General features: G+C 71.9%; 16 protein-coding genes and 3 pseudogenes. 7 read left to right on the top strand and 12 right to left on the bottom strand.

Annotated features, from left to right (window positions below):
* Nucleotides 1–130: 130 nt before the first annotated feature.
* On the top strand, nucleotides 131–1,183 hold the full coding sequence (gene trpS, locus RZ84_RS20640) for a tryptophan--tRNA ligase (RefSeq protein ID WP_052230056.1): 1,053 nt from the start codon (nucleotides 131–133) through the stop codon (nucleotides 1,181–1,183).
* 103 nt (nucleotides 1,184–1,286) lie between these two features.
* Here trpS and proC read toward each other — a convergent pair whose 3' ends face one another.
* The 3 genes and pseudogenes from proC to RZ84_RS39870 all read right to left on the bottom strand — a co-directional run.
* A complete protein-coding gene (gene proC, locus RZ84_RS20635; RefSeq protein ID WP_043265534.1) occupies nucleotides 1,287–2,096 on the bottom strand; it encodes a pyrroline-5-carboxylate reductase in 810 nt (269 codons plus the stop codon).
* A gap of 247 nt (nucleotides 2,097–2,343) precedes the next feature.
* A pseudogene (locus RZ84_RS39875) lies at nucleotides 2,344–3,078 on the bottom strand (ABC transporter permease); the annotation flags it as partial.
* 312 nt (nucleotides 3,079–3,390) lie between these two features.
* Nucleotides 3,391–4,119, bottom strand: a pseudogene (locus RZ84_RS39870) (ABC transporter ATP-binding protein); the annotation flags it as partial.
* 499 nt (nucleotides 4,120–4,618) lie between these two features.
* Here RZ84_RS39870 and RZ84_RS20620 point away from each other — a divergent pair.
* Nucleotides 4,619–6,028: a M1 family metallopeptidase gene (locus tag RZ84_RS20620; protein WP_043265533.1), complete on the top strand. Its 1,410-nt coding sequence runs from the start codon at nucleotides 4,619–4,621 to the stop codon at nucleotides 6,026–6,028.
* A gap of 207 nt (nucleotides 6,029–6,235) precedes the next feature.
* On the opposite strand, the gene sigJ is transcribed toward RZ84_RS20620, so the two are convergent.
* The 3 genes from sigJ to RZ84_RS20605 form a co-directional block, all read right to left on the bottom strand.
* The gene (sigJ, locus tag RZ84_RS20615; protein ID WP_052230055.1) at nucleotides 6,236–7,186 is read right to left on the bottom strand and encodes an RNA polymerase sigma factor SigJ; all 951 of its coding nucleotides are present in this window, start codon (nucleotides 7,184–7,186) and stop codon (nucleotides 6,236–6,238) included.
* Nucleotides 7,187–7,532: 346 nt separating this feature from the next.
* Nucleotides 7,533–8,081, bottom strand: a complete 549-nt coding sequence (locus RZ84_RS20610; RefSeq protein ID WP_043265532.1) for a hypothetical protein — start codon at nucleotides 8,079–8,081, stop codon at nucleotides 7,533–7,535.
* 60 nt (nucleotides 8,082–8,141) lie between these two features.
* A complete protein-coding gene (locus RZ84_RS20605; RefSeq protein ID WP_043265531.1) occupies nucleotides 8,142–8,450 on the bottom strand; it encodes an SH3 domain-containing protein in 309 nt (102 codons plus the stop codon).
* Nucleotides 8,451–8,724: 274 nt separating this feature from the next.
* On the opposite strand from RZ84_RS20605, the gene RZ84_RS20600 reads away from it, so the two are divergent.
* Nucleotides 8,725–11,223, top strand: coding sequence for a serine/threonine-protein kinase (locus tag RZ84_RS20600; RefSeq protein WP_043265530.1), 2,499 nt, complete (start codon nucleotides 8,725–8,727; stop codon nucleotides 11,221–11,223).
* 163 nt (nucleotides 11,224–11,386) lie between these two features.
* On the opposite strand, the gene RZ84_RS20595 is transcribed toward RZ84_RS20600, so the two are convergent.
* Nucleotides 11,387–11,596: a hypothetical protein gene (locus RZ84_RS20595; RefSeq protein ID WP_043265529.1), complete on the bottom strand. Its 210-nt coding sequence runs from the start codon at nucleotides 11,594–11,596 to the stop codon at nucleotides 11,387–11,389.
* A gap of 169 nt (nucleotides 11,597–11,765) precedes the next feature.
* Here RZ84_RS20595 and RZ84_RS20590 point away from each other — a divergent pair.
* The 3 genes and pseudogenes from RZ84_RS20590 to RZ84_RS20580 form a co-directional block, all read left to right on the top strand.
* A pseudogene (locus tag RZ84_RS20590) lies at nucleotides 11,766–12,080 on the top strand (helix-turn-helix transcriptional regulator); the annotation flags it as partial.
* Nucleotides 12,081–12,205: 125 nt separating this feature from the next.
* Nucleotides 12,206–12,469, top strand: coding sequence for a type II toxin-antitoxin system prevent-host-death family antitoxin (locus RZ84_RS20585; protein WP_043270393.1), 264 nt, complete (start codon nucleotides 12,206–12,208; stop codon nucleotides 12,467–12,469).
* On the top strand, nucleotides 12,466–12,717 hold the full coding sequence (locus RZ84_RS20580; protein WP_043265528.1) for a type II toxin-antitoxin system RelE/ParE family toxin: 252 nt from the start codon (nucleotides 12,466–12,468) through the stop codon (nucleotides 12,715–12,717). The genes RZ84_RS20585 and RZ84_RS20580 overlap by 4 nt, the downstream gene beginning before the upstream one ends.
* Nucleotides 12,718–12,786: 69 nt before the next feature.
* On the opposite strand, the gene RZ84_RS20575 is transcribed toward RZ84_RS20580, so the two are convergent.
* From RZ84_RS20575 to RZ84_RS20555, 5 genes are all read right to left on the bottom strand, one after another.
* Nucleotides 12,787–13,740: a chymotrypsin family serine protease gene (locus RZ84_RS20575; RefSeq protein ID WP_043265527.1), complete on the bottom strand. Its 954-nt coding sequence runs from the start codon at nucleotides 13,738–13,740 to the stop codon at nucleotides 12,787–12,789.
* A 209-nt stretch (nucleotides 13,741–13,949) separates the two neighbouring features.
* Nucleotides 13,950–15,800, bottom strand: a complete 1,851-nt coding sequence (gene ilvD / locus RZ84_RS20570) for a dihydroxy-acid dehydratase (protein ID WP_043270392.1) — start codon at nucleotides 15,798–15,800, stop codon at nucleotides 13,950–13,952.
* A gap of 222 nt (nucleotides 15,801–16,022) precedes the next feature.
* The gene (locus tag RZ84_RS20565) at nucleotides 16,023–16,670 is read right to left on the bottom strand and encodes a TetR/AcrR family transcriptional regulator (RefSeq protein WP_043270390.1); all 648 of its coding nucleotides are present in this window, start codon (nucleotides 16,668–16,670) and stop codon (nucleotides 16,023–16,025) included.
* A 14-nt stretch (nucleotides 16,671–16,684) separates the two neighbouring features.
* Complete coding sequence (locus RZ84_RS20560) at nucleotides 16,685–17,509, bottom strand: sugar phosphate isomerase/epimerase family protein (protein ID WP_241777785.1); 825 nt, start codon at nucleotides 17,507–17,509, stop codon at nucleotides 16,685–16,687.
* A gap of 415 nt (nucleotides 17,510–17,924) precedes the next feature.
* Nucleotides 17,925–18,857: a Ppx/GppA family phosphatase gene (locus tag RZ84_RS20555; protein ID WP_043265525.1), complete on the bottom strand. Its 933-nt coding sequence runs from the start codon at nucleotides 18,855–18,857 to the stop codon at nucleotides 17,925–17,927.
* A 57-nt stretch (nucleotides 18,858–18,914) separates the two neighbouring features.
* On the opposite strand from RZ84_RS20555, the gene RZ84_RS20550 reads away from it, so the two are divergent.
* A complete protein-coding gene (locus RZ84_RS20550) occupies nucleotides 18,915–19,775 on the top strand; it encodes a DUF3109 family protein (RefSeq protein ID WP_043265524.1) in 861 nt (286 codons plus the stop codon).
* Nucleotides 19,776–20,000 lie beyond the last annotated feature (225 nt).

The raw sequence follows: 20,000 nt of genomic DNA, 5'->3' as shown, positions 1-20,000 counted from the left end.
TGGTGGCCCGCCTGACGGCGGCCGACCCAGCAGCGCATGCATGACCACGGCCGCCGCTTCGGCGGCCGTTCGCGTTTTCTCCTCTCGTAGCCGGCCGGCGCAGGCGGCGGTCCCGATGTGAGAGGGACGGATGAGCGAGTTCGCAGTTGAGGCCGGGCGACTTCCGGGGGCGGGTCGGGCCCGGGTTTTCAGTGGGGTGAAGCCGACCGGGCATCTGACGCTGGGCAACTACCTCGGGGCGATGCGGCGGTGGGCCGCGGCGGACCAGCACCGGTCGGAGGCGCTGTTCTGTGTGGTGGATCTGCATGCGCTGACCGTGGAGCACGATCCGGCGCGGGTCCGGCGGCTCAGCCGACAGGCGGCGACGCTGCTGCTGGCGGTGGGGCTGGACCCCGCGCTGTGCACGGTGTTCGTGCAGAGCCATGTGGACGAGCATGCGCGGCTGGCGTATCTGATGGAGTGCACGGCCGGCGTGGGGGAAATGCGGCGGATGGTGCAGTACAAGGAGAAGGCCGCGCGGGAGGAGGCGGACGGGGGCGGGGTGCGGCTGTCCTTGCTGACATATCCGGCGCTGATGGCGGCGGACATCCTGGCGTACGGGACGCACGAGGTGCCCGTGGGAGAGGACCAGGCGCAGCATCTGGAGCTGACCCGGAATCTGGCGGAGCGGTTCAACCGGCGGTACGGGCGGGTGTTCGTGGTGCCCAGGGCGACGCATCCCCCGGTGGCCGCGCGGGTGATGGACCTTCAGGAGCCCACCTCGAAGATGGGGAAGTCGGCGCAGGTCAGGACGTCGGGGATCGTCTATCTGCTGGACGAGCCGGAGACGGTGCGCCGGAAGGTGATGCGGGCGGTGACGGACGACGGCAGCGACGTCGTGTACGACCGGGGCGAACGGCCGGGGGTGGCGAATCTGCTGGATGTGCTGGCGGCCTGTACGGGGGTGGCCGATCCGGCGGAGTTGGCCGGTTCGTACGGGTCGTACGGGGCACTGAAGAAGGACACGGCGGAGGCGGTGGTGGAGTCGCTGCGGCCGGTGCGGGAGCGGCATGCGGAGCTGGCGGCCGATCCCGGGTATGTCGACGGCGTCCTGCGGGAGGGGGCCGAGCGGGCCCGGGGGATGGCCCGGCCGCGGGTGGATGCGGCGTATGAGGCGGTGGGGTTGATGGCCGTGGGGGGATAGCGGGGGAGGGAGGGCGGTTGCCGGGGGCCCGGTGCCCGTGGGGGGCAGGGCCTTCCGACCCTGCCCGTCAGGGCCTTCCGACCCCGCCCCCACCGGACAGGTTCTAGCCGTTGCCGGAGGCCAGTTCGCGGCTGCGGTCGCGGGCGGCCTCCAGGGCGGCGATCAGGGCGGCGCGCACGCCGTGGTTCTCCAGTTCACGGATGGCGTTGATGGTGGTGCCCGCGGGAGAGGTGACGTTCTCGCGGAGCTTGACGGGGTGTTCGCCGCTGTCGCGGAGCATCACCGCGGCGCCGATGGCGGCCTGGACGATCAGGTCGTGGGCCTTGTCGCGGGGCAGGCCGAGCAGGATGCCGGCGTCGGTCATCGCCTCGACGAGGAAGTAGAAGTACGCCGGGCCGGAGCCGGAGAGCGCGGTGGCGGCGTCCTGCTGGGACTCCGGGACGCGCAGGGTCTTGCCGACCGTGGCGAAGATCTCCTCGGCAAGGGTGAGGTGCGCGGCGGTGGCGTGGGTGCCGGCGGAGATGACGGACATCGCCTCGTCGACCAGGGCCGGGGTGTTCGTCATGACCCGGACGACCGGGGTGTCCGGGGCCAGCTGCTCCTCGAAGTACGAGGTGGGGATGCCGGCGGCGCCGCTGATGACCAGGCGGTCGGCGGGCACGTGCGGGGCCAGCTCGGCGAGGAGGGTGCCCATGTCCTGCGGCTTGACGGTGAGGATCAGGGTGTCGGCGGCCTTGGCGGCCTCCGCGTTGCTGACCGCCTCGACGCCGTAGCGGGTGCGCAGCTGCTCGGCGCGCTCCTGGCGGCGGGCGGTGACCAGCAGGTCGGAGGGTGCCCAGCCGCCGCGGATCATGCCGCTGAGCAGGGCTTCGCCGATTTTTCCGGTGCCTAGGACGGCGACCTTCTGGGTCATGCGTTCACCTCGCCGGTGGGGCCTGTTCGGTGGGGTCGGGTTGCCCGGCCATCCTCGCACCGTCGGCGGGTGGGGGGTGCGGCTGTCCACGGAGCGGGCGGTTCGGGCGGCGGGGCGCCGCGGTGGCGGGCGGCTGCCCGCGGCCGTGCGCGACCGTCGCAAACCGTCCACGTGCGGACGTATACCGCCCATGTCGTGCGGACGCATACCGTCCGTGTACGGATGCCGGCCTTCCGGGTGCAGATGTCTACGGGGTCCGTCGGCGGAGGGTGGCCGCGCCGAGGGTGAGGACGAGCAGCGCGCACGCCGTGACGATGAGGGTGTCGTGGAGGAAGGCGGGGGTGGCGTCGGCATGGTGTCGGACCTGGTCCATACCGTCCACGGCGTAGGACATGGGGAGGACGTCGGAGAGCGCCTTGAGGGCGGGGTGCATGGTGTCGCGAGCGGTGAACAGTCCGCAGAGCAGCAGTTGGGGCATGAGGACCGCGGGCATGAACTGGACGGCCTGGAATTCCGAGGTGGCGAAGGCCGAGACGAACAGGCCGAGGGCGGTGCCGAGGAGCGCGTCGAGGACCGCTACGAGCAGCAGCAGCCAGGGGGACCCGGTGACGTCCAGGCCGAGGAGGCCGATGGACAGGGCGGTGGCGAGGGCGGACTGGACGATCGCCAGCAGGCCGAAGGCGAGGGCGTAGCCGCCGATCAGGTCGGTCTTCCCCAGGGGCAGCGCGAGCAGGCGCTCCAGGGTTCCGGAGGTGCGTTCGCGCAGGGTGGCGATCGAGGTCACCAGGAACATCGTGATCATCGGGAAGATGCCGAGGAGCGAGGCGCCGATGCCGTCGAAGGTGCGCGGGGACGCGTCGAAGACGTAGCGGAGCAGGGCGATCATCGCGCAGGGGACGAGCAGCATCAGGGCGATGGTGCGCGGGTCGTGGCGGAGTTGGCGCAGGACGCGGGCGGCGGTGGCCGCGGTGCGGGCGGCCGAGGCACGCGGCCCGGACGGGCGGCGGGTGCCGGCGGTGGAAACGGTCCCCGCCGGCGCGGAAGCCGTGCCGACGGGGACCGTTTCCACCGCCGTCGCCTCAGGGACCACTGCCGCCTCGGTCGCCTCAGGGGTCGTTCCGGCCTCCGTCACCTCAGGGGTCGTTCCCGCCCCCGGCGCCTCAGGGGTCGTTCCCGCCTCCGGCGCCTCACGGGTGCGGGGGGCTGTGGGCAAGTCGCCAGCGTCCGTGGCCAGTTCAGCGGGGGCTGCGGCCAGGTCGCCAGGGGCCGTGGCCAGGTCGCCAGGGTCCGCGGCCAGGTGGAGGAACGCCTCCTCCACCGTGGCCGCGTGGGTCCGGGCGCGGAGGGACTCCGGGGTGCCCTCGGCCAGGAGGCGGCCGTCGCGCAGGAGGAGGAGCCGGTGGCAGCGGTCGGCCTCGTCCATGACGTGGGAGGAGACGAGGAGGGTGGTACCGCGGGCGGCGAGGGTGTGGAAGAGGTTCCACAGGTCGCGGCGGAGGACGGGGTCCAGGCCGACGGTCGGTTCGTCGAGAACGAGGAGTTCCGGGTCGCCGAGCAGTGCGACGGCCAGCGAGACGCGGCTGCGCTGACCGCCTGAGAGGCGCGCGGCCAGGACGTCGGCGTGCTCGGTCAGGTCGACGTCCTCGATGGCGCGGGTAACGGCCGCCCGGCGTTCGGCGCGGGCGGCCGGGCCCGGGTGGAGCACGGCGGCGAAGTAGTCCAGGTTCTGGCGGACGGTGAGGTCGTCGTAGACGGACGGGGCCTGGGTGACATAGCCGATGCGGGGGCGCAGGCGAGGGTGGCCGGCGGGGGCGCCGAGGACGTCGAGGGTGCCGGCGACCTTGGCCTGGGTGCCGGTGATGGCCCGCATGAGGGTGGTCTTGCCGCAGCCGGAGGGGCCCAGGAGGCCGGTGATCCGCCCCTGGGGGACGTCGAAGCCGAGAGCGTCGAGGACGGTACGGCCGCCGCGGGCGACGGTGAGGCCGTGGGCGTGGACGGCGAGGGAGCGGGCGGTTTCGGGCGGATCGCCGGCGGTGGTGCGGGCATGGTCCCGGGCGCGGTCGCGGGCACGGTCACGGGCCCGTGCATGGTCGCGGACACGGTCGCGGGCGTAATTCATCATGTGATGAATAATGCGCGGGGGGCGGTGATGCGTCAAGACCGGCCGCGGCGGCATGACGCCCCCTCCCTGGCGGGCAGCCATTGCACAGCCCCACGAACTCCGCACACGGCCCCACGAAGTCCCGCACGGCTCCACGAAGTCCGCACGGCCCCACGAACTCCGCGCACGGCCCCACGAAGTCCGCACGGCCCCACGAAGTCCCGCACGGCTCCACGAAGTTCCCGGACGCCGCCACGACGCGTCCTCGCACCCGCTCCACCCCGGCCCCGGCAGAGCCCCCGCCGAGCCCCGCCGCTCGCCCCGCAATGCACGGAAATCGGCCGTGAGCGGCGATACGACGGAAATGCCCGTAGGGTCGGGAATTTGTGTCCGCTTTTCGTCCCCGGCCCTAAGGAGTGCCGTGAACCGTGGCCCCCACCGCTCCCGCGGCGCGATCGCCGCGCTGTCCGTAGCCCTGCTGCTGTCCTCCTGTACGGGTGGCGCGGCGACCGCCAAAGGGGCGGCGGGCAGCAGCGGAGTGGACGACCCGCTCTTCCCGGCGCTCGGCAACGGCGGGTACCACGTCAGCCACTACGGGCTCGACCTCGATTACGACGTCGCCCGGCAGCATCTGGACGCCACCGCCGCGATCACCGCCAGGGCCGGCGAGGACCTGCGGTCCTTCCAACTCGACCTCCAGGGGCTGAAGGTGACCGGCGTGCGGGTCGACGGCCGGATCGCGGACTTCAGCCGCAAGGGGCACAAGCTGACGGTGCGGCCGGCCGCCGGTCTCAAGAAGGGCGCGACGTTCCGTACGACCGTGGCGTACAGCGGCAGACCGCAGGAGATGCAGGACGCGGACGGTGCGTGGGAGGGGTGGGTCAGGACCGGCCACGGCGCGTTCGTCTCCGGGGAGCCCGCCGGCTCGATGACGTGGTTCCCCGGCAACAACCACCCCAGCGACAAGGCCGCGTACGACTTCCGGATCACCGTGCCCAGCGGCTACACGGCCGTGGCCAACGGCGAGTTGCGGTCGAAGCGGGTCACCGGTGGGCAGACCACGTACGAGTGGCACAGCAAGGAGCCGATGGCCAGTTATCTGGCCACCGCCACCATCGGGAAGTTCGACGTCCACGAGTCCCGTACGCCGCAGGGGCTGCCGCTGTACGTCGCGGTGGACCCGACGCAGGCCAAGGCCAGCAAGGAGCCGCTGGCGCGGCTGCCGGAGATCCTCAACTGGGAGACCGGGCTGTTCGGCCCGTACCCCTTCTCGTCGGCGGGCGCCATCGTCGACCACACCCCGCCCCGGATCGACTGGATCGCGCTGGAGACCCAGACCAAGCCGGTCTACGCGGGGGCGCCGCGCGCCATCACCGTGGTGCACGAGACCGCGCACCAGTGGTTCGGCGACTCGGTGACGCCGAAGACCTGGCGGGACACCTGGCTCAACGAGGGCTTCGCGACCTATGCGGAGTGGCTGTGGCAGGAGCACGAGGGCGGCCCGACACCGCAGCAGCAGTTCGACAAGCTCTACGACTCCGACGAGGACGACGAGCGCTGGAACTTCCCGCCGGGCGAGCCGGACGAGGCGTCCGAGGTGACCGCGACGCCCGTCTACGAGCGCGGCGCGATGGTGCTCCAGCAGCTGCGGAACGCCGTCGGCGACAAGACGTTCTTCTCGATCCTCAAGGAGTGGCCCGCCAAGTACCGCCATGCCAACGCCGATACGAAGGACTTCATCGCCTTCTGCCAGGAGCGCACCGACGAGGACCTGACCGATCTCTTCGACGACTGGCTGTACGGGGAGGGACGACCGGACTGGGAGTACTGAGGGCCGGCGGGGAGAGTTGGGGCTCGGAGGGTTGGACGACGTACGGAACGGCGGTGACTCGGAGGGTTGGACGCACGGAACGGCGGTGACTCGGACGGTTGGACGCACGGAACGGCGGTGACTCGGACGGTTGGACGCACGGAACGGCGGTGGTGCGGAGGCCGAGGGGGCATCTCGGGGGCACCGAGGGCCGGTGCCCCCGCTCCCTCACTCCCCGAGTTCCAGGTGCCCCAGCTTCTCCGGGTTGATCACGGCGTCCACCTCCGTGATCCGCCCGTCGTGCACGGTGAAGGCGAGGACCCCGGCCGGGTACTCCCCCGTCAGGTCGGTGAAGACGACCCCGGTCGCACCGTTGACCTCCCGTACCGCGATCCGCATCGTCGCCGCGTCGAAGTTGCGGGTGAGCAGGCCCCATACGTAGCGGGCGACCTTGTCGCGGCCCAGCACCGGGCGGCGGGCCGCGCTGACCTTGCCGCCGCCGTCGGAGCGCCAGACCACCTCGGGGTCGAGGGTCTCCAGCAGCGCCGCGAAGTCCCCGCCCGTCACGGCCCCCAGGAACGCCTCGACGGTGCGCCGGTGTTCGGTCGGGTCGACGGTGCGGCGCGGCGCCTCGGCACGTACCCGCTTACGGGCCCGCGAGGCCAACTGCCGTACCGCATCGGGGGTGCGGCCGACCGCGTCGGCGATCTCCGGGAAGGGCACGGCGAAGACGTCGTGCAGGACGAAGGCGGTGCGCTCGGCCGGGGTGAGCCGTTCCAGGACGGTGAGCAGGGCCATCCCCACGGACTCGTCGAGGGTCACCCTGTCCTGGGGGTCGCCCGGCGCGCCGGAGATCGCGCCGACGCCGAGGGCACCGCCGGGCGCACCGCCGCCGTCCAGCAGCGGCTCCGGCAGCCACGGCCCCACGTACAGCTCCCGGCGGGCGCGCGCCGAGCCCAGCAGGTCGTAGCAGATCCGGCTCACCACGGTGGTGAGGAAGCCGCGCGGGCTCGCGATCGGGGGCTCGTCGGGCAGCGCCTGCCAGCGCAACCAGGCTTCCTGGACGGCGTCTTCGGCGTCGCTGACCGTTCCCATGATCCGGTACGCGACGCCCCACAGCCGGGCCCGCTGCTCCTCGAACTGCGCCAGCCGCCGCTCGTTCCGCGCCCCGCCCGGCATACCGTTTTTCGGCTCCCCCGCCGTACCGCTCCCCTGCTGCTCCACCATCGCGCGCTCCCCGCTCTCCCGTGACGCCTGCCCGGCCACCGCTCCGTTCACGGCGGCCACCCGCCCTTGGGACGACGCGGCGACCCGAGGTGTGACAACCCAGGTTTGGCAACCCGAGGTGTGACAGCCCGAGGTGTGACAGGAGGACGACGCGGCGGCCCGAGAGGTGACAGTACGGCGGAGCCCGGCGGGGGCGGTCGGGGAGGCCCTGCGGGTCGGGGAAGCGCGGCGGGCCGTGGAAGCCCGGCGGGCCGTGGGAGAAATCGGGCCCGCCCCCGATACCGGGAAACCCCTGCCGTTACCGGCGCTTCTTCCCCTTCGGCCGGGATTTCTTCGCCGCCGGGTTGCCCGTACGGGCTTCGCGGCGGCGGGCGTGCCGCTCGCACGCCGCGTCGTATTCGGCGCGGTGGAGCTTTTCCCCCGGCGCCTCGATGAGGCTGCGGCAGAAATAGGCGAGCAGCGAGCCGATGAAACCGATGAGCATCAGGCTCTGGGCGGATTTGTCGGCCGCGCTCTCGGACGCGGGATCGGGCCGCCGCACGAACCCGTCCCAGGTCCGGCGGAAGGCCAGTGCGCTGCACACCGCGAAGCCCACCACGACCAGGATGCTCACGAGCGGGCCGACGGCGGCGGTGTCCAGCCCCTGGAACGCGAAGCGCAGCACCAGCGCGCCGGCCGCGGCGAGCGCCAGCGAGCCGATCGCGACACCGGCCCGGCGCAGCGCGTAGCCGCCGTCGTGGTGGACCCAGGTGGTTCCGAAGAAACGGATCTCCTCCGGCTCCGGACCGCCACCCCCGGGGCCGCGCGCCGGGCCGTCCGGGGACGTCGTCTGCCGCTCGTCGCTCATGGCATCGATTATCCCCGGGCCCGGCGGCGACCCCGAGGGCGGCGGTCCCACCGGCTGCGCTCAGCCCACGCAGCTGGGCGCGACCATGCCGTCACTGCCCGTGTAGACGTAGGTGTCGGAGATGTACTCGCCGGGCGCGATGTTGTCCCAGATGTCGGAGGTGCCGTACGGGCCACTGACCCACTGGCCGTGCTGCTGGCAGCGGATCTCGACCCGGGCGCCCGCCGACAGTCGCCGCACGACCGGGGTGTCGGTACCGGGACCCTGGCGGACATTGACGTGGTACCCCGGCGCGATCGGATACGTCATGCCGCCGGCGAAGGCCGCGCCGACCGGTTCGGCATAGCCCTGGAAGTCCTGCGTGGTCATTTCGTGTTCCCCCCGTTGATGGATGTTGATGAGTGTTGATGGTTGCTGATGACGGTTGTTGATGGATGTTCTTGGCGGATCCGGTGACGGTTCCGGTGAGAGTTCCGGTGAAGGTTCCGTGCCGGATACCGCTGCCTGCCGTTTGACCGGTAGTCATTCGGCAACCGCACCGCGCACGCTAGCAAGTCTTGTTCGGCTCGTACGACCAATGGACTAGGCTCCGCGCGTCGCACCTGCGACCTGATGTGCTGGGGAATGACTCGGGGGTGGAACGATGCCGCCGCTGCGCGATTCCGGGATCGACCCGGAAGCGGAGCGTCCGGAATACGCCGGGCAATACCGCCTGGAGACGCGGCTGGGCGCCGGCGGAATGGGCGTGGTCCACCTTGCCCGCTCGTCCTCCGGACTGCTGCTGGCGGTCAAGGTCATTCACGCCGAATTCGCCCAGGACCCGGAATTCCGGGGGCGGTTCAGGCAGGAGGTGACCGCCGCCCGGCGGGTCAGCGGGGCCTTCACGGCACCGGTCGTGGACGCCGACCCGGAGGCCGAACGGCCCTGGATGGCGACCCTGCACATTCCCGGCCCGACCCTTTCGGATCACGTGAAGCGGAATGGCCCGCTGGCCCCCGCCGAGGTTCGCCAACTGGCCGCGGGACTCGCCGAGGCACTGCGCGACATCCATCGGGCGGGCGTCGTCCACCGCGACCTCAAACCCGGAAATGTGCTGCTGGCCGCCGACGGCCCGAAGGTCATCGATTTCGGCATTTCGCGTCCTTCGGACAGTGAAATGCGCACCGAGACCGGCAAGTTGATCGGTACGCCGCCGTTCATGGCACCCGAACAGTTCCAGCGCCCGCGCGAGGTGGGCCCGGCGGCCGACGTGTTCGCGCTCGGGTCGGTGCTGGTGCACGCCGCCACGGGGCGTGGCCCGTTCGACTCGGAGAGCCCGTATCTCGTCGCGTACCAGGTGGTGCACGACGACGCGGACCTGTCCGGCCTGCCGGAGGAGCTGGTACCGCTCGTCGAGAGATGCCTGGCGAAGGACCCGGCGGACCGGCCGACACCGGGTGCCCTGATGGAACTGCTGCGTATGGACGCGCCGATGGCGCTCCCTGCTGCGGTTCCCGCGGTGATCCCCACGGTGATCCCCACGGCGCTCCCGATGCCGGCTGCAGGCACCGGCGCGACCACCGATGTGTCGACGGACACGGAGCCCGGGACGGACACGGACGCGGACATGGCGGTGTCCGCACCCGCAGCCTCCGTATCCGCAGCATCCGTATCCGCACCCACATCCACATCCGCACCATCGCCCGCGAGCACGAACACCCGAATACCCGGCCGGCGGCTGCCCGTTCGCGCCGCGTCCACCCCGCCACGGGCCGAGACCACCCACGTACGGGCCCGCACGCCGCAAACGCCCGCCACCCCCGAGCCGCCTGCCGAAACCGCAGCACCCGGCGAAACCGCAGCACCCGGCGAAACCGCGGCAGCCGGTAAGCCCACCCCGGCCCCACCCGCCCGCACAAGCAACCTCACCCCCGGCCGCTCCCGCCGCCGCCTCACCTGGGCCGCCCTGGCACTGGCCGTCACCACCGTCGGCGCGGTCGCCGGCGTCCGGGCCCTCACCGCCGACGCCGCCGACGACCCGGCCCTCCAGACCCACGCCCCGAACGCCCCGCGCACCGCCTTCCACCCCTGGCGGACCGCGCTCGTCCAGCGCCCCGCCGGCTACGCCGCCGAGATGCCGTTCTGCACGAGCGGCGCCGGCGGCCTCTTCTGCGGACAGTCCGGGCTGCTCGCCGCCCGCATCGACCCGGACACCGGCACGGTGACCTGGCGGCACAAGGCCGACACCACGCACAAGCCCGCCGTCTCCCCCACCGCACCGGTCCTCTCCGGCGGCCTGCTCTACGTCCACTCCCCCGACTCCGGACAGCTGCTGGCGCTCGACCCGTCCGCGCACGGCAACGGCGCCACCCGCTGGAGCAAGGACGTCTCGTCCTACCAGGGCGGCGCCGCCGTCGTGGGTGACCGCATCCTGCTGTCCTCCGGGGACGGCACGGTCACCGCCCTGGACAGCACCACCCACCAGCAGCGCTGGCACAAGCGCTTCCCCGGGCACCAGCTGCCTGTCTTCACCACCTACGGCGACCCGCACACCGCCTACGCCGCGGAGGCCGTCCCCGACGGCCGCACCCCCACCACCCAGGTCACCGCCATCAACCCCTCCGACGGCACGATCCACTGGTCCCGCCGCCTCCCCGGTTCCCTCGCCCTCGCCGGAACCGGTTCCTCCGGTGCGCTCTACCTGACCGCCACCGACCCCACCTTCGTCAACTCCACCTCCGGCGTGGTCCGTTACGACCCCGGCACCCGGCAGGTCCGCAAGTTCCCGCTCGCCGCGCCGCTGCGCGGGGTGGCCGCCGTCGTCCGCGGCGAAACGGTCTACCTCCTGGCCGAGGGCGGCGCCCTCCAGGCCGTCGGCGAACGCACCTGGGACACCGAGACCTCGGTCAGCCGCGGCTCGGCCCCGATAGTCAGCGGCGACCGCCTCTACTTCACCGCCGCGGACGGCCGCCTGATCGCCGTCGACACCACCTCCGGCGCCCTCCTCGGCCAGACCCCGCCGCGCCTGGCCGCCGCCCGCCACAACGGCTTCCTCCAGGCCCTGCCCGCCCCCAGCCTCGACACCGCCCGCGACCGCGTCTACGCGGCCTCCCCCGACGGCACGGTCTTCGGCGTACCGACGACGGACCCACGGCACTGGTGACCGGCCGCCCCGCTCTCCACGTGACACCCGCAGCCGCACACCTCCCGCCGGACCCCGGGCACCGCGACCGCCTCGACGGTGCCCTGGGTGCACTGCCCATGGCGCCCCGTGTGACACATCGGCGAGATGTACGCGGGCGTGCGATGCCGCGGTAGCCGCACGATCACCGCTCCACCCTTGTCAGGACGGCGGCCAGCTTCCGCGCGGTCTGCGGGTTGCAGCGCCCCAACTCGACCAGCGCAAGCGACCGTTGACCGCTGTACGTCACCGGATCGAGACCGAGCGACGGCAGCACGATGCCGTTCCGCTTCAGCGCGTCGGCCAGCTCGCCGAGCGCCGCTTCCGCGTCGTCGGCGGCCTTCTCCATCGTCATGGGGGTGCTCCTTCTCCCGTTTACCTGCCTGACGCGCCGGAACGTGACTACGGTGGGTGTTCCGGCCATCACGAGAATGGCACCGGAAGTGGGCATAGAACCCGTTTTGCGGGGCGTACTTCTGCGCCCGGAGTCCACTAGTTCAACACCTTCCATGCAGGAGGTCGCCGTGCCGCCGAGAAGGGTCGTCACCGGACGAAGCCAGGAGCCGCGCCAACGGTTCGCGGAGGAGTTGCGACTACTGCGCAGGCAGCGAGGGGAGAGCCTGCGGCAGCTCGGCCAGGCGCTGGGCTGGGACGCGTCCCTCTTCGGCAAGATGGAGAACGGGCAGACGATCGGCGGCCCGGAGGTCGCCGAGGCGCTTGATCAGCACCACGGGACGGCTGGACTGCTGCTGACTCTCTGGGAGTTGGCGGCTGGGGATCCCACACAGTTCAAGGAGCGATACCGGCGCTCTACGTTTCTGGAAAGCGAAGTGCTGAACCCCTGTCATCCCCAGGGCCGCGCGCTCGTTCTCGGCACCGTCGCATGGTCGTCGTTCATCAGCGCCGTCAGTCAGGGCAAGTTCACCGCCTGAGCACAAGTGCCATGCAAGTGTACACTGGATGCATGTCCACTACATATCCCATCGCGGAAGCACGAGGCAGGCTCGGCGACCTTGCTCGCCGAGCCGCGCAGCACGAGCACATCACTCTGACCGATCGCGGTGTCCCCACGGCGGTCCTCGTCTCTCCCGCGGAACTCGAAGACCTTGAGGACGCCCTGGCTCTCGCGCGCCTTGAGCGAGACCGTGCCCTTGGCCGGACCGAGGCCTCCGTGCCTCACAGCGAGGCGCGGCGCGCCCTTCTTGAGGCCGCCGGGAGGGGTGAATGACCTGGCAGGTTCTGTGGGAAGCGGCAGCTCTTAACGCTGCTGCCGGTCACCTCAAGGACGATCCCCGCGGTGTTGACACCCTCCTTCAGGCCACCGACCAGCTGACTGAGAATCCTCGGCCCAAGGAGTCCCTACCATGGGGCACCGAGCGTCGCCGCCTCCGCCATGGGCCCTGGCGCGTTATCTATCGCGTCGATCGGGACGCCCGCACCATCCACATCGAGCACATCGGCCGCACCGGCGCCTGAGCATCAAGGAGCCCCCACTCCCGTAGGAATCGTGGGGGCTCGTGGGGGCCCCTTGGGACGTCACGGGCGTTACGGGTTCGGGGTCACCTCGAAGCCCGCGCCGAAGATGTCGTGCTTGGGGGCGGCGGCCTCGCGGGCGCGCAGGTCGGCCAGGATGTTCGCCGAGCTGGTGTAGTTGAAGGGCGGCAACTGGAGGGTCACCGCCTTGGTGATTCCGGCCCAGGGGCCGGCCGCCTGGAACTTGTTGGCCTGGGACGGGAGATCGGTTCCCGGAACGTGCCAGATGACCGGGCCGCCCGAGTCGCCCGCCTTGTTCGCGGCCGGTGCCCGGTAGATGCCCTTGTCGTTGTTCATGACGGTGCCGTACCACGTACCCGTCTGCCCGGACGTGATGATCTCGTTGTTGCCGGTCGTCAGCAGGCGCTCGGTGTCGCGGGCGGGCTTCAGGGCGTTCGGACTGACCGGCCCCTTCGGGTACTTCAGCACTCCGGTCTGCTTGAGGTGCGGCCCCTGCGAGGAGAGCGTCACCTTCGGCAGCAGCTCGATGACCATGTAGTCCTTGGTGGCGTGGCCCGTCTGCGAACCCTGGGGGTCCTTGAAGTAGCGGACATAGCCGATCGGGCCGTACTTCGGGTCGTTGCGGTCGACGACGGGGATGATGTTGTCCCGGATCTCGTGGTCGGCGTACTTCCCGGACTTGTCGCGGATGCAGTGGCCGGCCGAGATGGCAATCCTCCGCTGGTGGTCGTCGGTTCCCACGGCCCCGATGGTGCAGAAGAGCTTGGTCGGGTTCGGGGGGAACGCGATCTGCATTCCGTTGTAGACGCGTTTGGCCTCGGTCTTGGCCTTGGCCTTGGCTTCGGTCTTGGCCTTGGCCTTGGTCTGCTCGGCGTGCGGAGCGGCGGGCGCGGCGGCGTGTGCGGTGGCGGCGACAGCGCCCAGGGAGCCGGTGAGCGCCAGGGCCGCTACGAGGCCCGGTATTGCCCTGATCTTCCCGGTCTTCTTGCTGGTCTTCCCGGTCACGTGTCGTTCCTCTCTTGCTGGCGGATGGCCCGCCGCCATGCTGAACGACCGGCATGAAAGACCGATGTAATCGCCGTGGCCGATGTAATCGCCGTGGTCGACGTAATCAGCGTGATGCGGTGGGGACTTGGTGCGCCGGTAGCGCGATGGGCCCCGCCCGCCGGACACAGCGGCGGACGGGGCCCATACGGCACTTCCGGGCCCTGGGCTCAGCCCAGCTTGCTCACGTCCCGCACCGCGCCCTTGTCCGCGCTGGTCGCCATGGCCGCGTACGCGCGCAGGGCGGCCGATACCTTGCGGTCGCGGTTCCTCGGGGCGTAGACGCCGCCCAGGGCCTCGCGACGGGCGGCCAACTCCTCGTCGCTGACCAGGAGTTCGATCGACCGGTTGGGGATGTCGATACGGATGCGGTCGCCGTCCTCGACGAGGGCGATGGTGCCGCCGGAGGCCGCCTCGGGGGAGGCGTGGCCGATGGAGAGGCCGGAAGTGCCGCCGGAGAAGCGGCCGTCGGTGACCAGGGCGCACGCCTTGCCCAGGCCGCGGCCCTTGAGGAACGACGTCGGGTAGAGCATCTCCTGCATGCCGGGGCCGCCCTTGGGGCCCTCGTAGCGGATGACGACGACGTCGCCCTCCTTGACCTGCTTGGAGAGGATCTTGTCGACGGCCTCCTCCTGCGATTCGCAGACCACGGCCGGGCCCTCGAAGGTCCAGATGGACTCGTCGACGCCGGCGGTCTTCACCACGCAGCCGTCGGCGGCGATGTTGCCCTTGAGGACGGCCAGGCCGCCGTCCTTGGAGTAGGCGTGCTCGGCGGAGCGGATGCAGCCGTTGTCGGCGTCCACGTCCAGCGACTCCCAGCGTTCGGACTGGGAGAAGGCGGTGGCCGAGCGCCGGCAGCCGGGGGCCGCGTGCCACAGCTCCACGGCCTCGGTGGACGGCGAACCTCCGCGCACGTCCCAGGTCTTGAGCCACTCGGCGAGGGTCGCGGAGTGGACCGAGTGGACGTCCTCGTTGAGCATGCCGCCGCGGTAGAGCTCGCCGAGGATGGCGGGGATGCCGCCGGCGCGGTGCACGTCCTCCATGTAGTACGTGCCGCCGGGGGCGACGTTCGGGGCGACCTTGGCCAGGCACGGGACGCGGCGGGAGACCGCGTCGATGTCCTTGAGGTCGTAGTCCAGGCCGGCCTCCTGGGCGGCGGCCAGGAGGTGCAGGATCGTGTTGGTCGAGCCGCCCATGGCGATGTCGAGGGCCATGGCGTTCTCGAAGGCGGCGCGGGTGGCGATGTTGCGCGGGAGGACGGACTCGTCGCCGTCCTCGTAGTAGCGCTTGGTGATCTCGACGACCGTGCGGCCGGCGTTCTCGTAGAGCGCGCGGCGGGCGGTGTGGGTGGCGAGGACCGAGCCGTTGCCGGGGAGGGACAGGCCGATGGCCTCCGTCAGGCAGTTCATGGAGTTGGCGGTGAACATGCCGGAACAGGAGCCGCAGGTGGGGCAGGCGTTCTCCTCGATGCGGAGGACGTCCTCGTCGGAGACGCTGTCGTTGACCGAGTCGACGATGGCGTTGATCAGGTCGAGCTTGCGGACCGTGCCGTCGACCAGGGTGGCCTGGCCGGCCTCCATCGGGCCGCCGGAGACGAAGACCACCGGGATGTTCAGGCGCATCGCGGCCATCAGCATGCCGGGGGTGATCTTGTCGCAGTTGGAGATGCAGATCAGCGCGTCGGCGCAGTGCGCCTCGACCATGTACTCCACCGAGTCCGCGATCAGGTCGCGGGAGGGGAGGGAGTAGAGCATGCCGCCGTGGCCCATGGCGATGCCGTCGTCGACCGCGATGGTGTTGAACTCGCGCGGGACGGCGCCGGCGGCCCGGATGGCGTCGGAGACGATCCGGCCGACCGGGGCGAGGTGGGTGTGGCCGGGCACGAACTCGGTGAAGGAGTTGGCGACCGCGACGATCGGCTTGCCGATGTCCTCGCTCGCTACGCCCGAGGCCCGCATAAGGGCGCGGGCGCCCGCCATGTTGCGGCCATGGGTAACGGTGCGGGACCTCAGCTCGGGCACGATGGTCACTCCCTCGGGATTCGGGACAGGTCCGTACGGCAGTTGCGCCATACAGCAGCTGGTCCCGAGATTACGCTCTTGATCCAAGATCCGGACACTGACGCCGGTATGTGAGATGCCGGAGCGGGGTGCGGACGGCGGCGTACGGACACCGGCAGGGGAAGGCGTACGACACCCGGCCGGGGAGGCGGTACGGCACCGGTCGCACCGCCCGCCGACCGCCTACGGCCGAGTCAGGTACCGCTGGAGCGTCGGGGCGACCATCGCCACGATCTCCTCCAGGTCGGCGGACGCCATCGGCTCCATCTTGACCACGTACCGCAGCATGGCGATCCCGATGAGATGGCTCGCCGCCAGCTGGACCCGGAACTCCGGGTCGGGGACGTGCAGTTCGCCCGCCACCCGCTGGAGCAGCCGGCGTTCGACCAGCCCGCGCAGCACCGCCGCCGCGGTGTCGTTGGTCACCGCCGAGCGCATGACGGCCAGCAGCGGCGGCCGGCTGACCGGGTTCTCCCAGACGCCGAACATGAAGCGGGCCATCCGCTCGCCCACCCCCGCCTCACTGCCGCCCGCGAGGGCCTCCGGCATGGTCAGCGCGGGCGCGAAGGACAGCTCGATGGCCGCCGCGAAGACCTGCTCCTTGGTGCCGAAGTAGTGGTGCACCAGCGCCGCGTCCACCCCGGCCGCCTTGGCGATCCCGCGGACCGAGGTCTTGTCGTAGCCGCGCTCGGCGAACTCCGTACGGGCCGCGTCGAGGATCTGCTCCCGGGTGCCGGGCCCCTCGGCCGCCCCGGTACGGGCCGGACGGCCCCGGCGGCGGCGCGGGGCGGCGTCCGCGGTGTCGGTGGCGTCCGCGGTGTCCCCGTTCACCGGCCCCGAACCGGTCACTTGCCCGGCACCCACGTCGGCGATGCCAGATGCAGCCGCGTGAAGGCCAGCGCCTCGGCGAGGTCGGCCTCGCGTTCGGCGGCGGACATCGCCCGGCGGGTGTTGACCTCGACGACCACATGGCCGTCGAAGCCGTTGGCGGCCAGCCGCTCCAGCAACTCCGCGCACGGCTGGCTGCCGCGCCCCGGCACCAGGTGCTCGTCCTTGGCGGAGCCGTTGCCGTCCGCGAGGTGGACGTGGGCCAGCCGGTCGCCCATCCGCGCCGCCATCTCCAGCGCGTCATGGCGCGCGGTGGCGGTGTGCGAGAGGTCGACGGTGAAGTGCCGGTAGTCGTCGCTGGTGGGGTCCCAGTCCGGGGCGTACGCCTGCATCTCGCGGTCGCGGTAGCGCCAGGGGTACATGTTCTCCACGGCGAACCGGACGTCGGTCTCGCCCGCCATCCGCCAGACGCCGCGGACGAACTCCCGGGCGTAGTTGCGCTGCCAGCGGAACGGCGGGTGCACCACCACCGTCGAGGCGCCCAGCTTCTCCGCCGCCTGCCGGGCCCGCTGGAGCTTGACCCAGGGGTCGGTGGACCACACCCGCTGGGTGATCAGCAGGCAGGGCGCGTGCACCGCCAGCACCGGCACCCCGTGGTAGTCCGAGAGCCGGCGCAGCGCCTCTATGTCCTGGCTGACCGGGTCGGTCCAGACCATGACCTCGACGCCGTCGTAGCCCAGGCGCGCGGCGATCTCGAAGGCCGTCGCCGTCGACTCCGGATAGACCGAAGCCGTGGACAGCGCGACCTTCGCATCGGGAATGCGCACCACAGGCTCTGTCACGAGGGACAGGGTACGGGCCGGGGCCTGCCGCAGGGCAGGAGGTTCGGGCCGCCGCGGCAGGCCACCGGGGCACTGCCGGGGCAGGTGGGACAGGGGCTAACGGTGTGGCGCGGCCTTCCCGCGGCCTCGATGTGATCTCCGCCGCACTCGGCGGGAACGGCCGGAACGCGACGTCGTGCGGCCGGAGGCGGACGGCCCTCCGGCCGTACCGGCACCGGCCCTGCGCGCGTACGCACACCGCTCCGCCGACCGTACGCACACCGCCTCGCCGGCGTACGGGCACCGGCCCTGCCGTCGTACCGGCGCCGCCCCTCCCGCCGTACGGAGACCGCCCAGCCGGCCGCCGCACGGGCCACCGGCCGCGCCCCACTGCGTACCCGGTGCGCAGACCCGGCCATGCGCCATCGGACCGGGCCTAGGACACCGGCAGATGGTCCAGCCGCCGCAGGATGACGCCCTCGCGGAGTGCCCACGGGCAGATCTCCAGCGTCTCCACGCCGAACAGGTCCAGCGCCGCCTCGGCCACCAGTGCCCCGGCCGGCAGCTGCGGGGCGCGCCCCTCGGACACCCCGGGCAGCGCGGTCCGCTCCCGCGTGGACATGCCGGCCAGCCGCGGCACCCACTCCTCCAGCCTCTTGCGGGTCAGCTCCCGCTGGACGTACAGCCCGTCCGCGGACCGCGCCGCGCCCGCGATCCGGGCCAGTTGCTTGAAGGTCTTGGACGTCCCGACGACCCGGTCCGGGGTGCCGTACCGGGTGAAGTCGCTCACCACGCGGGCGATCTCGGCGCGCACCCGGCGGCGCAGCGCCCGGACGTCCTCCGGGTCCGGCGGGTCGCCGGGCAGGTCGCCGGCGGTCAGCCGGCCCGCGCCCAGCGGCAGCGACACCGCGACGTCCGGGTCCTCGTCCAGGCCGTACGCGATCTCCAGCGAGCCGCCGCCGATGTCCACGACCAGCAGCCGGCCCGCCGACCAGCCCAGCCAGCGGCGGGCCGCCAGGAAGGTGAGCCGCGCCTCGTCCTCGCCGGAGAGCACCTGGAGTTCGACACCGGTCTCCTCGGTGACGTGCCGGAGCACCTCCTCCCCGTTGGTGGCCTCGCGGATCGCGGAGGTGGCGAACGGGAGCACGTCCTCGACGCCCTTGTCCTCGGCGACCTGCATCGCCTCGCGGATGGTGGCCGCCAGGCGGTGCACACCGGCGTCACTTATGGCGCCGCCGTCGTCGAGCAGCTCGGCAAGGCGGAGTTCCGCCTTGTGCGAGTAGGCGGGCAGCGGGCGCGCGCCGGGGTGCGCGTCGACCACCAGGAGATGGACCGTATTCGAACCCACATCGAGGACACCGAGTCTCATGAGGTGAAACCTACTGCCGCGGCAGGGGACACTTGCGGCCCGCCTTACGCTGGATCCGTGGCAAAGACGAAACAGGCGAAGCACCAAAAGGCCCTGAAAAAGGAAGAAAAGCGACGCGCGCAGGCGGCTGCGGCAGCGCGCTCCGGCGGCGGGGCACCGGCCGACGAGGTCGGCCTCGACTTCGCCCGCGCCTGGGTCACCTTCCCCGACCCCGGCGACGACGAGCAGCTCTTCCGCTGCGACCTGACCTGGCTCACCTCCCGCTGGACCTGCATCTTCGGCAGCGGCTGCCAGGGCATCCAGGCGGGCCGGGCGGACGACGGCTGCTGCACCCTCGGCGCGCACTTCTCCGACGAGGAGGACGAGGAGCGGGTCGCCAAGCACGTGGCGCGGCTCACACCCGAGCTGTGGCAGTTCCACGACGTCGGCACCAGCACCGGCTGGACCGAGGAGGACGAGGACGGCGAGCGGCAGACCCGGCGCTGGCAGGGCTCCTGCATCTTCCAGAACCGCCCCGGCTTCCCGGCGGGCGCCGGCTGTTCGCTGCACATCCTCGCGCTGCGCGAGGGCCGCGAGCCGCTGGAGACCAAGCCCGACGTCTGCTGGCAGCTGCCGGTCCGGCGGACGTACGACTGGATCGACCGGCCGGACGACACCCAGATCCTCCAGGTGACGATCGGCGAGTACGACCGCCGCGGCTGGGGCCCGGGCGGCCACGACCTGCACTGGTGGTGCACGTCCGCGACGTCCGCGCACGGCGCGGGCGAACCGGTCTACGTCACCTACCGGCCCGAACTCACCGAGCTGATGGGCAAGAAGGGGTACGCCAAGCTCGCCGAGCTGTGCGAGGAGCGGCTGGCCGCGACGCTGCCGATGGCACCGCACCCGGCCGACCCGAAGCCGCGGCGGGACGCCTAGGCCCTGTCGTCAGACTCCCGTCGTCCGCCCGAAGGGCGGGCCGGGCGGCGTCCGGTGCGTGCTCTCTGCGTACCGGGCGACGGCCCCTGTACTGGAGTACTGGGGTCGTTGCCCGGTGCGGCGAAGGGGGTCCCCCCGCCCGAGCCGTGCGAAGCCGGTTCGAGGGTGGGGGCGCGTGCAGGGCGTCGCCCGGCAGGCGGGAGTCTGACGACAGGGCCTACCCCG

The sequence above is a fragment of the Streptomyces sp. CT34 genome (assembly GCF_000805335.1).
In the GTDB taxonomy this organism is placed as follows: domain Bacteria; phylum Actinomycetota; class Actinomycetes; order Streptomycetales; family Streptomycetaceae; genus Streptomyces.
Note: the sequence above shows the minus strand (reverse complement) of the source record. Positions and strands in the feature narration are given on the sequence as shown.

Coding starts and splice junctions, on each gene's coding strand:
- trpS (WP_052230056.1), top strand. CDS start 131: ATGAGCGAGTTCGCAGTTGAGGCCGGGCGACTTCCGGGGGCGGGTCGG.
- RZ84_RS20585 (WP_043270393.1), top strand. CDS start 12,206: ATGTCCACTACATATCCCATCGCGGAAGCACGAGGCAGGCTCGGCGAC.
- RZ84_RS20555 (WP_043265525.1), bottom strand. CDS start 18,857: ATGAGACTCGGTGTCCTCGATGTGGGTTCGAATACGGTCCATCTCCTG.
- RZ84_RS20605 (WP_043265531.1), bottom strand. CDS start 8,450: ATGACCACGCAGGACTTCCAGGGCTATGCCGAACCGGTCGGCGCGGCC.
- RZ84_RS20600 (WP_043265530.1), top strand. CDS start 8,725: ATGCCGCCGCTGCGCGATTCCGGGATCGACCCGGAAGCGGAGCGTCCG.
- proC (WP_043265534.1), bottom strand. CDS start 2,096: ATGACCCAGAAGGTCGCCGTCCTAGGCACCGGAAAAATCGGCGAAGCC.
- RZ84_RS20610 (WP_043265532.1), bottom strand. CDS start 8,081: ATGAGCGACGAGCGGCAGACGACGTCCCCGGACGGCCCGGCGCGCGGC.
- RZ84_RS20595 (WP_043265529.1), bottom strand. CDS start 11,596: ATGACGATGGAGAAGGCCGCCGACGACGCGGAAGCGGCGCTCGGCGAG.
- RZ84_RS20580 (WP_043265528.1), top strand. CDS start 12,466: ATGACCTGGCAGGTTCTGTGGGAAGCGGCAGCTCTTAACGCTGCTGCC.
- sigJ (WP_052230055.1), bottom strand. CDS start 7,186: ATGCCGGGCGGGGCGCGGAACGAGCGGCGGCTGGCGCAGTTCGAGGAG.